General features: G+C 49.9%; 12 protein-coding genes and 1 riboswitch. Of the genes, 7 read left to right on the forward strand and 5 right to left on the reverse strand.

What is annotated here, in order from left to right; translation table 11 throughout:
- Positions 1-9: 9 nt before the first annotated feature.
- Positions 10-921 carry a peptidyl-prolyl cis-trans isomerase gene (locus AC1DVJ_RS05620; protein ID WP_477589025.1) on the reverse strand — a complete coding sequence of 304 codons (912 nt, stop codon included), beginning with the start codon at positions 919-921 and terminating at the stop codon, positions 10-12.
- A 267-nt stretch (positions 922-1,188) separates the two neighbouring features.
- Here AC1DVJ_RS05620 and trxB point away from each other — a divergent pair, with 267 nt between their 5' ends.
- Positions 1,189-2,145, forward strand: coding sequence for a thioredoxin-disulfide reductase (gene trxB, locus AC1DVJ_RS05625; RefSeq protein ID WP_477589026.1), 957 nt, complete (start codon positions 1,189-1,191; stop codon positions 2,143-2,145).
- Position 2,146: 1 nt separating this feature from the next.
- Complete coding sequence (gene tpx, locus AC1DVJ_RS05630; RefSeq protein WP_477589028.1) at positions 2,147-2,677, forward strand: thiol peroxidase; 531 nt, start codon at positions 2,147-2,149, stop codon at positions 2,675-2,677.
- A gap of 61 nt (positions 2,678-2,738) precedes the next feature.
- On the opposite strand, the gene AC1DVJ_RS05635 is transcribed toward tpx, so the two are convergent.
- A complete protein-coding gene (locus AC1DVJ_RS05635) occupies positions 2,739-5,087 on the reverse strand; it encodes a UvrD-helicase domain-containing protein (protein ID WP_477589029.1) in 2,349 nt (782 codons plus the stop codon).
- A gap of 91 nt (positions 5,088-5,178) precedes the next feature.
- Between AC1DVJ_RS05635 and AC1DVJ_RS05640 the strand changes: the two genes are divergently transcribed.
- Positions 5,179-6,033 carry a YihY/virulence factor BrkB family protein gene (locus AC1DVJ_RS05640; RefSeq protein WP_477589030.1) on the forward strand — a complete coding sequence of 285 codons (855 nt, stop codon included), beginning with the start codon at positions 5,179-5,181 and terminating at the stop codon, positions 6,031-6,033.
- Positions 6,034-6,071: 38 nt separating this feature from the next.
- Here the strand turns inward: AC1DVJ_RS05640 and uvsE are convergent, their stop codons facing one another.
- Positions 6,072-7,019 carry a UV DNA damage repair endonuclease UvsE gene (gene uvsE, locus AC1DVJ_RS05645; protein WP_477589031.1) on the reverse strand — a complete coding sequence of 316 codons (948 nt, stop codon included), beginning with the start codon at positions 7,017-7,019 and terminating at the stop codon, positions 6,072-6,074.
- Positions 7,020-7,467: 448 nt separating this feature from the next.
- Positions 7,468-8,880, reverse strand: a complete 1,413-nt coding sequence (gene pyk / locus AC1DVJ_RS05650) for a pyruvate kinase (protein ID WP_477589033.1) — start codon at positions 8,878-8,880, stop codon at positions 7,468-7,470.
- Between the two features lie 126 nt (positions 8,881-9,006).
- Here pyk and AC1DVJ_RS05655 point away from each other — a divergent pair, with 126 nt between their 5' ends.
- Complete coding sequence (locus AC1DVJ_RS05655; protein ID WP_477589034.1) at positions 9,007-9,789, forward strand: helix-turn-helix transcriptional regulator; 783 nt, start codon at positions 9,007-9,009, stop codon at positions 9,787-9,789.
- Here the strand turns inward: AC1DVJ_RS05655 and AC1DVJ_RS05660 are convergent, their stop codons facing one another.
- Positions 9,790-10,485, reverse strand: coding sequence for a DUF3105 domain-containing protein (locus AC1DVJ_RS05660; RefSeq protein ID WP_477589036.1), 696 nt, complete (start codon positions 10,483-10,485; stop codon positions 9,790-9,792).
- 146 nt (positions 10,486-10,631) lie between these two features.
- Positions 10,632-10,741, forward strand: a riboswitch (TPP riboswitch).
- A 135-nt stretch (positions 10,742-10,876) separates the two neighbouring features.
- Between AC1DVJ_RS05660 and AC1DVJ_RS05665 the strand changes: the two genes are divergently transcribed.
- Genes AC1DVJ_RS05665 through AC1DVJ_RS05675 form a run of 3 tightly spaced genes read left to right on the forward strand, consistent with a single transcriptional unit; the run spans position 10,877 to position 13,763 of the window.
- Entirely contained in the window at positions 10,877-11,473 is a 597-nt protein-coding gene (locus AC1DVJ_RS05665; RefSeq protein WP_477589037.1) for an ECF transporter S component, read from the forward strand.
- Positions 11,474-11,478: 5 nt separating this feature from the next.
- Complete coding sequence (locus AC1DVJ_RS05670; protein WP_477589039.1) at positions 11,479-12,975, forward strand: ABC transporter ATP-binding protein; 1,497 nt, start codon at positions 11,479-11,481, stop codon at positions 12,973-12,975.
- Complete coding sequence (locus AC1DVJ_RS05675; RefSeq protein WP_477589040.1) at positions 12,966-13,763, forward strand: energy-coupling factor transporter transmembrane component T family protein; 798 nt, start codon at positions 12,966-12,968, stop codon at positions 13,761-13,763. Before AC1DVJ_RS05670 ends, AC1DVJ_RS05675 begins: the two co-directional genes overlap by 10 nt.
- The last annotated feature ends 27 nt before the right edge of the window (positions 13,764-13,790 follow it).

The following is a 13,790-nucleotide window of genomic DNA, read 5'->3' on the forward strand; positions in this document are numbered from 1 at the left end:
CCTTTATGGTTAGGTTGTTTTAGCGATATCGGCTAAATTATTTTCGATCTTCGCTTCTGATTTTTTCTGATCCAACCAAGTTTGGGAAAGTGTTGAGATCTTTTGATCAACTAAGCTTTTTTTAATCGTATCGGTTTTGTCCGCAAGTGTAGGTGTTGAAGCGGCTTTATGATCCGTTACTTTAATCACATCGTAGCCTGTTGCCGTTTGTACGGCTGAGCTTAAGCCACCTGTTTCCAAAGCAAATGCCGCGGCTTCGATGACTGGATCCACTTGACCTGCTGAGATATAGCCAAGGTCTCCACCTTTGTCTTTCGTCGTTGTATCCGTGGAGCTTTCCTTTGCAAGTGCTGCGAAATCTCCGCCGCTTTTCAGCTTCGCAATAATAGCCTCAGCTTCAGCTTCCGTCGCTACAGAGATATGAGAAGCCTTCACCTGTGCAGGTACTTTTAGAGATTCTAAATTTTCATCATAATACTTCTTGATTTCATCGTCAGTGATGGTAACTTGCGGCTCCAAAATCTTTTTGAGCATCACTTGTGTTTGCATATTTTTCTTCAAATCATCCTGAGTCATGCCATAGTTGGTAAGTGCTTGGTTAAACTCGTCCTCGGAGCCATACGAGGCTTTAATCGTTTGAATTTCATTCGTAATATCAGCATCCGTTATCTGAACTCCAGCTTTTTTACCCTCTTGGGTAATAAGCTCTTCCATGATCATGGAGTCCAAGGTTTGTGCGCCGCCACTTGCGATCAAAGCATCATAAAGCTTGGTCGTGCTTATTTCAACCCCGTTGACTTTGGCAACGGCTTTCGCATCGTCATTTTTAGAAACGGGTGGAAATACGGAAACGTAAGCGATCAAGCTGACCAAAAGTACGGATGATGTCCATACCCATTTGCGATTATTTTTTGAATTCATTTATATTCTTCCTCTCGTGGTGTGGCTATTAGTGTCGTTCGCGTTCTGTACCTCATTATGCATGTCTTAGCTGAAGGGAGTATGAGCGTAACCTGAATCTTAGCTTAAGACTTCGGATAGATACAACGAATTAGATTGTATGCAATTAAATTGTTGACAATACAAAAGAAGGTTGATATGATCTATTCATAAGATTTGCAAGAAATTAAATTTTACACAATACAAAATACAGCAATCATTGATAGCCATATCGAAGGAGGCATTCCTATGCATCACAAAGCGATTATTATTGGAACAGGCCCCGCGGGATTAACCGCAGCCATCTATCTAGCGAGAGCAAATATGTCGCCGCTTGTTATTGAAGGGATTCAACCTGGTGGTCAGCTGACCACGACAACAGAGGTAGATAACTTCCCAGGTTTTCCAGAGGGGATCACGGGACCTGAGTTAATGGACAATATGCGGAAGCAAGCACTCCGCTTCGGAGCTGTGATTCAGTCGGGACGCGTAACAGAGGTGGATTTCTCCAAACGTCCTTTTACCTTGTTTCTTGAGAATGGTGCACAATTGACCGCGGACGCTTTGATTATTTCAACGGGTGCAACAGCCAAGAAATTAGGGATACCCGGTGAGGCAGACAATATCGGCAAAGGCGTCAGCACGTGTGCGACTTGCGACGGATTTTTCTTCCGGAACAAAAAAATCATCGTCATCGGCGGTGGTGACACTGCAATGGAAGAGGCACAGTTTTTGACTCGATTCGCTTCGGAAGTACGTGTGGTACATCGGAGGGATGATCTCAAAGCTTCGAAAATCATGCAGGAACATGCTCGCGGCAATAGCAAAGTAGCGTGGAGCTTGAATCGCACACCGCTTGAAGTGGTTGCGGGGCCGATGGGCGGGACAGGACTGAAAGTCCACAACAATGCAACAGGCAAAGAGGAGTTGCTAGAGGCGGATGGTATTTTCTTAGCGATCGGTCATACTCCGAACACAGGATTCCTAGGCGGGCAGCTGCCAACCGATGAGCTCGGTTACCTGCAGGTGATCCCAGGCACATCTCAGACGACAATTCCAGGCGTGTTCGCTTGCGGCGATGTGCAGGATCGCATCTACCGTCAAGCCATTACTTCTGCAGGCAGCGGATGTATGGCGGCGCTCGATGCCGAGCGATTTATTTCGGAGCAGCATACTACACAAGAACTAATCTTAGGAGGATACTGATATGACACAAACACACATAGAAGAACGCACAGGCGTAGCTACAGTTGGAGGGAACCCAATCACGTTGCTGGGACCGGAAATTAAAGTAGGGGATCAAGCGCCAGATTTTAGAGTAAATAAGGATTTGATGACCGAGGTAAGCTTGGCGGATTATGCAGGCAAAATAAAGCTCATATCCGTTGTCCCTTCCGTCGATACCGGGACATGCGACGCTCAAACGTGCCGCTTTAATGTGGAGGCCGACAAGCTAGGTGATGACGTCGTCATCTTGACGATTTCCGTGGACCTGCCTTTTGCTCAAAGCCGGTTCTGCGGCGCTGCGGGTATTGATAAAGTGGTCACCCTGTCTGACTACAAAAATCGCTCTTTCGGTCAAGCCTACGGCGTGCTCATTAAAGAGATTCAGCTGGACCAGCGTGCGATTTTCATCGTGGATGCAAATGACACCGTTCGTTATGTGGAGTATTTGACTGAAATGAAGGACCATCCGGATTATGATGCGGCGTTACATGCGTTGAGGGAGTTAGTTTAATTGTAAAATGTCGAGATGAAAGAAAGAGCAGCGATCCTTTGCGGATGGCTGCTCTTTGATGTTACCGCCGCGCTAGAGTGATCTCGCGGCTGCCTTTGACCATGCCCGCACCGCAGAGCGGGCACGCCTTCGCCGCGAGTCGTGCCTCCTGCGGCGAAGAGATCCGCGACCAGGCTTTGCAGCCGGTCGCGCCGCACAACCACGCCGCGACCCGCTCGGTCGCGGTCGCAGCACTACCCCCAGCCACGGCTCCGCCGGTGGCTGACCGCCCGGCCGCCGCTCCGCGAGCGGCCGCAGCACCGCCAGCCGGCATGCTGCGGCTGGTGACAACCCCTGCGTCCGCGCCAGGGAACGCGGACAACAGAAACCGGGAAGGCTCCGCCTTCTTCCCGCGATAAAACGCCGGCGAGCTGATCAGCAGCTCGCCTTTCGCCCGTGTCACGGCGACATAAGCAAGTCGCCGTTCCTCTTCTAGCGCAGCCGCCGACTTATCCCGCGCAACAACGCCCGCCATTTTGACATCGTCCAAATGGCTTGCTTCGAGTGCCGAGCTATGCGGCATATTGCCCTCAATCGCACAGAGCAAGTACACGATCGGGAACTCGAGTCCCTTCGATTTATGAATCGTCATGAGCGAGATTTTATCCGCGAATTGCTCTTTGCTTTGCATTCGCATTTCCGTGCGTTTTTCCGCCACTTCATGGATAAAATAAAGGAACTGCTCCACCGTATTGAACCGCTTGGCAGAGGACTCCAGCTCGTCCAGCGTTTCCTTCAGCATTTCGCGATGCTGCGTGAGCTTGCTGCGCTTGTTGGTCTCCAAGAACGCATCGTAAAAATCCTTACGAATTGCTTGAATCGCCGCCAACGGCGTCATTTCAACAAGTGATTTGATTAGACGGATGCGGGCTTTTAGCTTATCTTTCTGAAAATCTTTCAACTGCGGAAGCCCAAGCAGGTGAATTAAGGGCCACTTTTTCGCCTGAATCGCTTCCTGATCTTGAATAATACGCATGCCTTGGTCTCGTCCAATATATAATGAGGGGAGGACACCTTCGATGGCTTCGAAATTCCGACGCTCATGGGCAATTCGCAAATGGTCAATAATCGGCTTCACCATCCACTGCTCGTAGAACGAATCATTGGTGCCATAATCCACAAAAGGGAGGTTATGCAGGATGAGCTGCTCAATAATGGCCCGACTGTTGCTCGCCGTCCGATACAAAATCGCAAAATCCCCATACTGGCTGCCGCCCTCAGCAACCTTGAGCCGAATATCGTTGATTAACCAATCGGCTTCGTCATCACTATTTGCAGGTTTAACATAGTGCGGCTTCAGCGTACTTTCCTTCGTTGCTAGAAGCGTTTTGGATTTCCGCTGCACGTTGTGCTTAATGATCGCGTTCCCCAAACCAACAATACTTGACGTTGACCGGTAGTTGATATCCAAAGTAACGGTTGTAGCGGCAGGGTACTGCTCATGGAATTGCAAAATAAATTCATTTCTCGCCCCATTAAACGAATAAATCGTCTGGTCATCGTCACCCACAACCATTAAATTCTGGTGAGCTGTCGCAATCATTTTAATAATTTCATACTGAACGGTATTCGTATCTTGGAACTCATCGACGCTGATGTACGTGAACTTTCGCTGCATGGAGCGGAGAACGTCGGGGTTTTGAAGGAGCAGCTGATACGCTTTGATCAAAATATCATCGAAATCGATCTTCTGTTGCTCCATTTTCCACTGTTCATACTGCACGAAAATCTTTTTTACTTCCTGCTCCTCTTCCGTCGCTTCTGGGAGATCTTCGACCTCGATCAACTGCATTCTATAGGAGGAAAGCAGCGAAATAAGCACTTCAGGCTGATACGTATCCTGCAGGCCCATACTAAGCATGATCCGCTTAAAAACAATTTGCTGAAAGCGGCCATCGCTCAGAATCTCCTGCTGCAACCCGTTCATTCGCAGTAATCGCAGGCAAAAAGCATGAAACGTCCGCACCTGCATCACATTAGCCATACTTGCATGAAGACCAGGCATCGTCGTGAGACGTTCCCGCATTTCTTCAGCGGCTTTTTTGGAAAACGTAATAAGAAGCAGATTCGCAGCTTGTACCTGATGAACACGGAGTAAGTAAGCGACGCGGCACACGAGTACCGTCGTTTTGCCAGAACCTGCGCCAGCTAGTGTAAGTAGAGGACCTTTGAAATGGCGCACAGCTTGGATCTGAGCTTCATTCAGCAGAATATCGTGCTCCTCTAGTTCACGGAAAAAGTAGCTATCTGCATCCGTATCGGGCACGAGTTCCGTGCTATTCGTAAGAAGCGCCATCTTTGCGTGCGGAATGGGGCGCTCTGTGGTTGGTTTAAAGCCTGACGGCGTTGTATACATAGGTATGGAATTCATGTGACCACCTGTTTCATGACAATGTTTCTCTTACAAGACTGAACCATCTATTTTATCACAAATACAGCCGTATGAAAGGAAAAATAGACGTATGGTTAAATCTTACGCTAAATTGCTGTGGAAACAGTTTAACGAACACGATGCCACGGGGCTTGCTGCTGAGTGCGCGTACTACTTTCTGCTCTCCATATTTCCGCTGCTGCTATTTGTGATGAGCTTGTTGGGGTACTTGCCTTTCTCCTCTGACGATGTGATTGGTTTAATCCGTGAATATATTCCGGGTGCTGTGGCGGGGTGGTTGGAGGATACGCTCAGTAACATCCTCGATGTCAAAAGGGGGGGCACGCTGTCCTTCGGTTTAATCTTAGCCTTAGTGAGTGCCAGCGCGGCGATGAATGCGATCGTGCGTTCAGTAAATAAAGCGTATGGACTGCCAGCACGCAAAAGCTTCATCCATTCACGTTTTCTAGCCGTTATGCTGACTTTAGGTATGCTCGTGGTGATCGTATCGGCGCTGCTGCTCAGCGTATTCGGACATCGTATTGGCGATTGGACGGCGGAGCATGTTCATATAGCGGCAGCACATATTGAACTGTGGAACCATCTGCGGTGGATTATTAACTTTATTATTATTTTCATCGTTTTCATCGGTATCTACTACATCGCGCCCAATACCTGCTTAACGTGTAAAAGCGTGCTGCCAGGCGCCATATTCGCAGCCACTGGTTGGCAAGGTACGTCGTGGGGCTTCTCCTTTTATGTCAATAACTTCACGAGCTACAGCGCGACGTATGGCAGCATCGGGGGGATCATCGTGTTGATGACTTGGTTCTACATTTCAGCGCTCATTATCATTATCGGAGGAGAGATTAATGCCTTGCGCCATGTGAAGAATAGTAATCTCGCGACACCCGTCATCGATACAACGAAAAAGAACCGCGTCTGAGGACATCAGACGCGGTTTTTATTTTGTGTAAACTATTCTCACCAGCTCAAAACCCCGCCATCCAGCCGCTTAACACCGCGGATTTTACCCAGCTGCTCAGCTAAACGGAACAATGCCAAATCCTTTACCTTCGCTTCAATCATGACGTCGATGCGGGGGAGATCGATCTCTTTGCAGCTTTTGAGAAAAGCTGTCAGCATCTCTGGCTCGATATAGTCAGCGTGCGAGCGGAATTCCTTCTCGCTCTTAGGCGAGGAGACGTGGATCTTCATCGGCAGGTCGCCCCAAGTCTGCGCAATCTGGGGCAGCAGCTCAAGAGGGGAAACCGCCGAGGGATTGCACCAGTCGTGGTGTAAATCGAGCATACATGGCCGCTGCAGCTTCTGGCTGACCACGAGCGTTTCTTCGAGCGTGTACGTTTTGTCATCGTTCTCAAACGTAAGCCGCCGCATCGCATGCTTCGGCACCTTCGGTGCGTTATCGAAGAGCTTCTGCGTAGCGGCTTCTTTATCGCCATATACGCCGCCAACATGGATGTTAATGATGGCTGTTTCGTCCAGCCCCATGCCATCTAGAATAGCCGTATGGTAATTCAAATCGTCGATGGCGGCATCGACCACCTTATCGCTCCCATTCAGGAGCGTGAATTGGTTCGGATGCATGCTGAGCCGAATATCGTGCGCCTTTGCAAAGTCGCCGAGAGCTCGCAGCTCGTCCGCATACTCGGCGGCCACATCAATCCGCACATCCGGATGAGTCGCCAGTGGGATTAGTGCGGATGACAGCCGGAACAACCGAATGCCGTGAGCCGCATTATAATAGAGAATTCGCTGTGTCGCTTGGAGGTTTTTGCGACCAATTGCAATGGCACGCTGCATCGCCTCCTCGCGCGGCCGCTCGGAGAAAAGCTTATAGGTGAACGTCGAGCTAGGCGTGTTATTGAAAATCGCCATTGCGGTAGATACGAATCCAAGTCGAATAATCACAGCCGTCCTCCGTTGCGCTATTGAAAATTGTTACTCTAGTGTGTCCCGTTTTCCAACAAATTTAGCGGGTTCATCACTCAGGCCGATCCAAGGACGCCTCGCCAACTCAAAAAGCCCCCATTCCACCGGACAAAGGTGGAAGGGAGGCTTATAGGTCTACTGCCGATTTCCTCGCGATTGCTCGAAATTTCGAACCTACCGTTCAGGACCCAAGGCTATGCAAGCGGCTTTAGATAACATTACAGGATAACGCTATTCCTCACCAGCGGACACCCAATTGTAAATTAGCGTTACGCGATAACGCTAATAACGCCAAAAGCTGATGTTTTCTCAGGTTTTATCACAATAGCGTTACGTCATCACTTTATTTCTAGCAAGAACAGCAAAAAGCCCGAAATAAGATGATACCATCACCTTATCTCGATCCAAGCTTGCTGAGGCGGTGCCCCTATACCCGCTCAACCTTCAACAGGTTAGTTGTACCGGACTTCCCAACCGGAATACCGGCGGAGACGACAGTGAGGTCGCCTTTTTTCACATAACCAAGCGTCTCAGCTTGGCTGATCGCGGAGCGAATCATCGCGTCCGTCGATTCGCAGAACTCACCAAGAACAGGGATAACGCCCTGTACCATGCTCAATTGGCTAATCGCGTGTTGACTAGTCGTCACCGCGATAATCGGAGCTTCTGGGCGGTATTTGGCAATCATTCGCGCTGTGAAGCCAGTCTCGGTCGGTGTCAAAATCGCGGCAGCATGCAGCTTGTTCGCGGAGGATACGACTGCTTGGCACAACACTTCCGTGATTTCGTTGTTGGATTGAAGCTGTGCATCAACCAAGGAGCTGCGCACCATTGTTTGCTCAACGCGCTCAGCGATTGTGGCCATCATCGTCACGGACTCGATCGGATATTTCCCTGCAGCTGTCTCGCCGGAAAGCATCACAACGTCACTGCCGTCAAGAACGGCATTAGCGACGTCACTCACTTCAGCGCGAGTCGGACGCGGGTTACGCTGCATGGAATCCAGCATTTGCGTAGCTGTAATAACCGGTTTACCAGCTAGGTTACAAGCACGAATCATATCTTTTTGTGCAATCGGAACTTCTTCAGTCGGAATTTCAACACCAAGATCGCCACGGGCAACCATGATACCGTCGGATGCTTCCAAGATGGAAGCGAAGTTCGTCATGCCTTCTTCGTTTTCAATTTTCGATATAATCGGTGTCAAACCTGCGCCGTGCTGCTCCAGAAGCGCACGAACCTCTCGAACATCGTTACCGTTACGAACGAAGGACATGGCAACAATCGAAATGTTTTCCTCAACACCGAATTTGATGTGCATCACATCGCGCTCGGTTACACCTGGCAGGGAAGTACGTACGCCCGGCAAGTTAACACCTTTACGTTGTTTCAACTGAGCAGGGTTCAATACCGTACAAGTAACCTCTGTACCGTCAATCATTTCAACGCGCAGCTCGATGGAGCCGTCGTCGATTAGCACAAGATTGCCAGGTTTCACATCTTGGGGCAAACCTGGGTAGTTCACGGATACGCGGCTGGAGTCGCCGATAATTTGTTCGGTCGTCAAGACGATACGATCGCCCGTTTGTAAATCATAGGAAGCATCTTTCAATTGTCCGATGCGGATTTCAGGACCTTTGATATCCATCAGAATCGGGATAATTGTACCCATTTCTTGGGCAGCTTGGCGTACACGCTGAATTCGACCGCGGTGCTCGTCCAGATCGCCGTGAGCCATATTTAATCTCGCGACGCTCATGCCAGCGCGAATTAATTCTTTCAGGGTAGAGACGGAGTCGCATGCAGGACCCATGGTACAAATGATTTTCGTTTTACGCATCGTGAAGGACTTCCTTTCGAATGTAAGAGATTAGTTGGCTTCATTATATGCCTTATTGATGCGACTTTCTATGAACTATAGTATGCTATATGTAATATAGTACGATAAAAGGATGGCGAGACTCCTATGCAGCTAACAGGCATCCACTATGATAAAAGCAGTACATGGAACGAGGAACAGCCCAATATTCGCCCCGATTGGACGCTTGTTTTCGTGATCTATGGCCGCTGTGTGTACTGGATTCGCGAGAAAAAACAAGTGCTAGAGAAGGGGCAATGGCTGCTCATTCCAAGCAATACACCCTATTATGGACGAAGTGTGCCCACCAAAATTCATGAGAAATTTGTGCTGCACTTCGATGCACGAACAGCCTCGGACGTCTTCCCGCTGTTTCAACTTACGTCCCACACCTGCCGGCAAACGGGGAAATTCGATATCATTGCCGAACGGCTGCGACTGATGCACAGAGGGTGGCAAGACAAACAGCCCTATTACCAGGCGCTATGCGAAGCGCACGGGCAAGAGCTGTTTGTGTATCTCCAGCGGGAGTGGGATCAAGCGGCCACAACCTCGGCAACCGCACTACTCGTGGAACAAATGAAGGGATATATTCAGAATCATTACCGCGAACATGTAACAAAGGATGAGCTAGGTGCTTGCATTAACCGATCTCCGAATTATGCAGCGTCCCTTTTTCGTCAAGTTACAGGTCAAACCATCAGCGAATTCGTTCACGTCACGAGGATCAAAACAGCCGTCTACATGCTGCGGCATTCCGCTCTGACTGTAACCGAAATAGCCGAGTTTATCGGCTATAACGATCCTTCTTATTTTTATCGCGTATTCCGAAGAATTACGGGTTTAGTACCAACCGAGCTAGTTTCAGATCGTGAAACCATTCGCAAATAACTACATCGTTCCGCCGCCAAGACGCACGTTAGCCGGAATTTGCTCAGGACCTTTGTTGATATATTCGTAAATAAACGTGCCGACACTAGCTTCATCGAATTTGGCGAGTGGCATCGTTTTCGTCCAAGCTGTAACAACGACCTCTTGATCGGCAGGCACATCCACATTGGGAACCGCGAGAACACCTGCGCCGGCGGTCTTGAAATGGGTCAAGTACTCGATTTGATCGAGCAGCTCTTTCGGTGCATCTGGATGATAATGAATGATGATATCGCCATGCTCCAGATTGTGGACAAGCATCTCATAACCAGGTCTCTCTTTATAGAATCCGAATTTCAAATCATGAGGGCTATGTATGCCCGATGTAGGGATTTTCATCTCGTACATCAAGGTGCCGTCCTTATGATCGCGTCCGTAATCTTTATCTGTTGTGACCTGAATGTTGGCATGGTAATTAAGCGTATCTAGACTATACTTGCTGGCTGAGCTTTGAATGAGTGAAGTACCTATACTGCCAATCGCGATAATGAGTAGGGCATGTGAAATTAGGAGCCAGGTTTTATGCTTCTTCTTCAGGGCTTGCTTTTCGGCCTTTTTCAACCGTGAGTTGTTATCGTTGTTCATTCTTGCTGCCAGCACGTAGCTACTAATAGCCGCAATGAGTATGGCTAGTCCAATATTGAGCAACATTGTCATCGTATCAGTCCCCTTCTAGTTATTGAAAAATAATGAAGACACTACAAATTGTAGTTTTTCTTTGGGGTAGAGTCAACTTCTACGAGAAATCTTTGGGAAAAAAAGGATTGCCAAAAAGCGGCTAATCCGCTACAGTTAAGCCAAATGAATAGCAACACGGGTGCTTGATGAAGTCAGGCTGAGATAGTGGCCCTATGCCACTGACCGTTAATCTGATCTGGATAATGCCAGCGTAGAGACCTGATGTGCTTTTTTTGCACAAATGTTCAAGCCTGCCGTTAATCCGGCGGGCTTTTTTTGTCCTTAAGGACGATGGAGCGATGTATCCAAGGTTGGCATGTTCGCCTATCTCATTGACAAATATGGATTGGGAAAAGGAGTCGAGTAGAAGATGGCACAGCAAGAAGTAAGTAAAAAAGGGTTAAAGCTGACTGATATTTTGATCACGATTGTCATTTCAGCGGTGTTCGGTGTGATTTATCGGATTTGGGGACCGTTCTATGATCTATTGAAGCCGCTAGGCTTGCATGCAGAGCAGTTGAGCTACGGCATGTGGTTCATGGCCGCAACCTTCGCGTTCCTCGTTATCCGTAAGCCAGGGGTTGCCCTGTTGGCAGAAGTGGCGGCTGCAACGATTGAGGCACTATATGGCGGCCATTGGGGAGTGGCAACGCTCGTGTTTGGTTTGCTTCAAGGACTTGGTGCAGAGCTGGCGTTTGCCTTATTCCGCTACCGTCGTACAACCGTGGGGGTAGCCATTCTCGCAGCCTTTGCTTCAGCGATCATGTCCATATTTGTGGATACCTACTATGGCTATATCGAGCAGCTGACCTTCTGGAATTACGTTTTATTCGTTAGCTTGCGACTACTGGGCAGCGCTTTGATCGCTGGTGTGTTCGCGTACTATTTGACGAGTGCATTGTCTCGCACGGGTGTACTGAATTTGATTCGTCCCGTTTCCAAAAAAGATTACGACGTACTGGGGTAATTGAGATGAGTGAAGGAATGAGCGTTACGAATCTACGGTTAAAATATCCCGGTGACGACGCCCCCCTGATCTTTCAGGGGGTTTCCTTTTCCATCGAGCCTGGTGAGAAGGTGCTGCTTCTGGGACCAAGCGGATGCGGCAAATCTACCTTGCTTCAGGTACTGAGCGGGATCGTCCCTGACATGATCGAGCTTCCGCTCAAAGCGGATGAGATTCGCAGACCTAGCCGGTGGGGGTATGTGTTTCAGGATCCAGATACGCAGTTCTGTATGCCCTATATTGACGAAGAGATCGCGTTCGTGTTGGAAAATCAGGAAGTGCCGCGCGAAGAAATGCCTGCGCGCATTCAGCATTACTTGGCGCTGGTCGGCCTTCATTTACCGGATGCTCACACGCTGATTAGTACGCTGTCTCAAGGGATGAAGCAGCGACTAGCAATTGCCAGCGTACTGGCGTTAGAGCCAGAGGTGATCTTCCTCGATGAGCCCACGGCGCTGTTGGATGATGAGGGCACGAAGCAGGTGTGGGACACGATCCGGTCGATTAGCGGGGACAAAACCCTCCTCATCGTTGAGCACAAAATTAGCGGCATGCTGGATCTTCTCGACCGTTTGATCATCCTGACACCTGAGGGTGGAGTTTTGGCAGATGGGGCACCGGATGCCATGTTCAAGACGTACAAGGAACAGATCAGGGAATATGGCATTTGGTATCCCGAGGTGTGGGAGGATTATGCCAAGGAGAACCCGCAAGCGAATGCGAAGGTAGATGAGCAAGGAACCCTCCAACAAAGCCTACAGTCCATAGAGCCCGTCATGGTCTTCCGGGATTTCGTCGGACTTCGCAGCGGACAAATCAGGACCTCTGTGGATAACTTTCATGTATATCCTGGCGATTGGATCACCGTTGTCGGTGCCAACGGCGCAGGCAAAAGCTCGCTCCTCCTCGCAATCATGCGGCTCATTCCGACCCGCGGAAGCTGTGTGATCGCGGGCGCAAAGGGCAACAAAGTCGAGCAGCTTGCAGAGCAAGTCGGCTTTGTGTTCCAGAACCCGGAGTTCCAGTTCGTTACGAACTCCGTGGAGGAAGAGCTGACCTATGGCATGCCAGAGGGTCAGCCGAGGAACGGGCAGTGGGCAGCGGCTGAGCTGCTGCTCCAGGAGTACGACCTGCTCGCGCTGCGCGAGCGGCACCCGTTCCAGCTCTCGATGGGCCAGAAGCGCAGGTTGAGCGTGGCGTCCGCGATGGTTCGCGGGCCGCGCATCCTGCTGCTGGATGAGCCCACCTTCGGGCTCGATGCGCGCGGCACGCTGCGCATGCTCGAGCAGCTGGAGCTGCTGCGCGCCAGCGGGACTGTGATCGTGATGGTAACCCACGATCACGAGATCGTCCGGCGCTGGGCTACGCGCGTCTGGCAGGTCGAAGCGGGGCGCGTTACAGAAAGCGCGCCCGCACCCCTAACGCATGCCGTCACCGGAGGTGAGCCGCTGATATGCAAATAACCTTCAGCTTTCGCGAAACGTGGCTGCATCGGGTGAATCCAGGTGTGAAGCTCGTCTTGTCGATTCTGCTATTCATCGTGGTCGTTTTCACACATAACATTAACTTGATGCTGTTCCTGACGATCGGCGCGCTGCTTCCGCTGGCGTTGCTGTCGGGTCATCCTGCCAAAAGATTATTGCTATATGCGTCGCCATTTCTGCTCATCTTTGTGTCATCCTCTGCGGGGATGATGATGTTCGGGACCGGAGAGACCCTATGGTTTCACTTCGGGATTATTCGAATCACAGAGGAAAGCTTTTACCGCGGTATCCATCTTGGTTTGCGCGGTATGCAAGTAGCCTCGGTTGGCTTACTGTTCAGCTTGACCACGCGGCCTGTCGCGCTGTTTTACGCGATGATGCAGCAGTGGAAGGTAGCGCCGAAGTACGCGTACAGCTTTCTAGCAGCACTGCGTATGCTGCCCGTCATCTTAGAGGAGTTCCAGACGCTTCGCTGCGCGCTCAAGGTTAGGGGCAAGCGCAAGCAGCGGAATCCACTCACATCGTGGTATACCACGATGCGAATGATCGCTATCCCGCTGCTGGCTCAAAGCATTCGCCGTGCCCATAGGACGGCAGTTGCAATGGAAGCGAAGCGTTTTTCGATGAGTCGTAAACGCACGTATTATTATGTATCCTCCTACTCCAAGTTGGATGTTTATTACAGTGTATACTGGCTAGTGCTCATTGCAGCAGCCCATTGGCTAGCGGTTACGTGGCCGCTTCTGAGCAGTGTAGATGTTCGTTGAGCATTAAAGTAAAAGCTAAATATGAGG

It is taken from the genome of Paenibacillus sp. P4_A9, assembly GCF_056402415.1.

What these genes read in the sequence shown, in the direction of transcription:
- AC1DVJ_RS05620 (WP_477589025.1), bottom strand. Translation starts at nt 921, where the DNA reads ATGAATTCAAAAAATAATCGCAAATGGGTATGGACATCATCCGTACTT.
- trxB (WP_477589026.1), top strand. Translation starts at nt 1,189, where the DNA reads ATGCATCACAAAGCGATTATTATTGGAACAGGCCCCGCGGGATTAACC.
- tpx (WP_477589028.1), top strand. Translation starts at nt 2,147, where the DNA reads ATGACACAAACACACATAGAAGAACGCACAGGCGTAGCTACAGTTGGA.
- AC1DVJ_RS05635 (WP_477589029.1), bottom strand. Translation starts at nt 5,087, where the DNA reads ATGAATTCCATACCTATGTATACAACGCCGTCAGGCTTTAAACCAACC.
- AC1DVJ_RS05640 (WP_477589030.1), top strand. Translation starts at nt 5,179, where the DNA reads ATGGTTAAATCTTACGCTAAATTGCTGTGGAAACAGTTTAACGAACAC.
- pyk (WP_477589033.1), bottom strand. Translation starts at nt 8,880, where the DNA reads ATGCGTAAAACGAAAATCATTTGTACCATGGGTCCTGCATGCGACTCC.
- AC1DVJ_RS05655 (WP_477589034.1), top strand. Translation starts at nt 9,007, where the DNA reads ATGCAGCTAACAGGCATCCACTATGATAAAAGCAGTACATGGAACGAG.
- AC1DVJ_RS05660 (WP_477589036.1), bottom strand. Translation starts at nt 10,485, where the DNA reads ATGACAATGTTGCTCAATATTGGACTAGCCATACTCATTGCGGCTATT.
- AC1DVJ_RS05665 (WP_477589037.1), top strand. Translation starts at nt 10,877, where the DNA reads ATGGCACAGCAAGAAGTAAGTAAAAAAGGGTTAAAGCTGACTGATATT.
- AC1DVJ_RS05670 (WP_477589039.1), top strand. Translation starts at nt 11,479, where the DNA reads ATGAGTGAAGGAATGAGCGTTACGAATCTACGGTTAAAATATCCCGGT.
- AC1DVJ_RS05675 (WP_477589040.1), top strand. Translation starts at nt 12,966, where the DNA reads ATGCAAATAACCTTCAGCTTTCGCGAAACGTGGCTGCATCGGGTGAAT.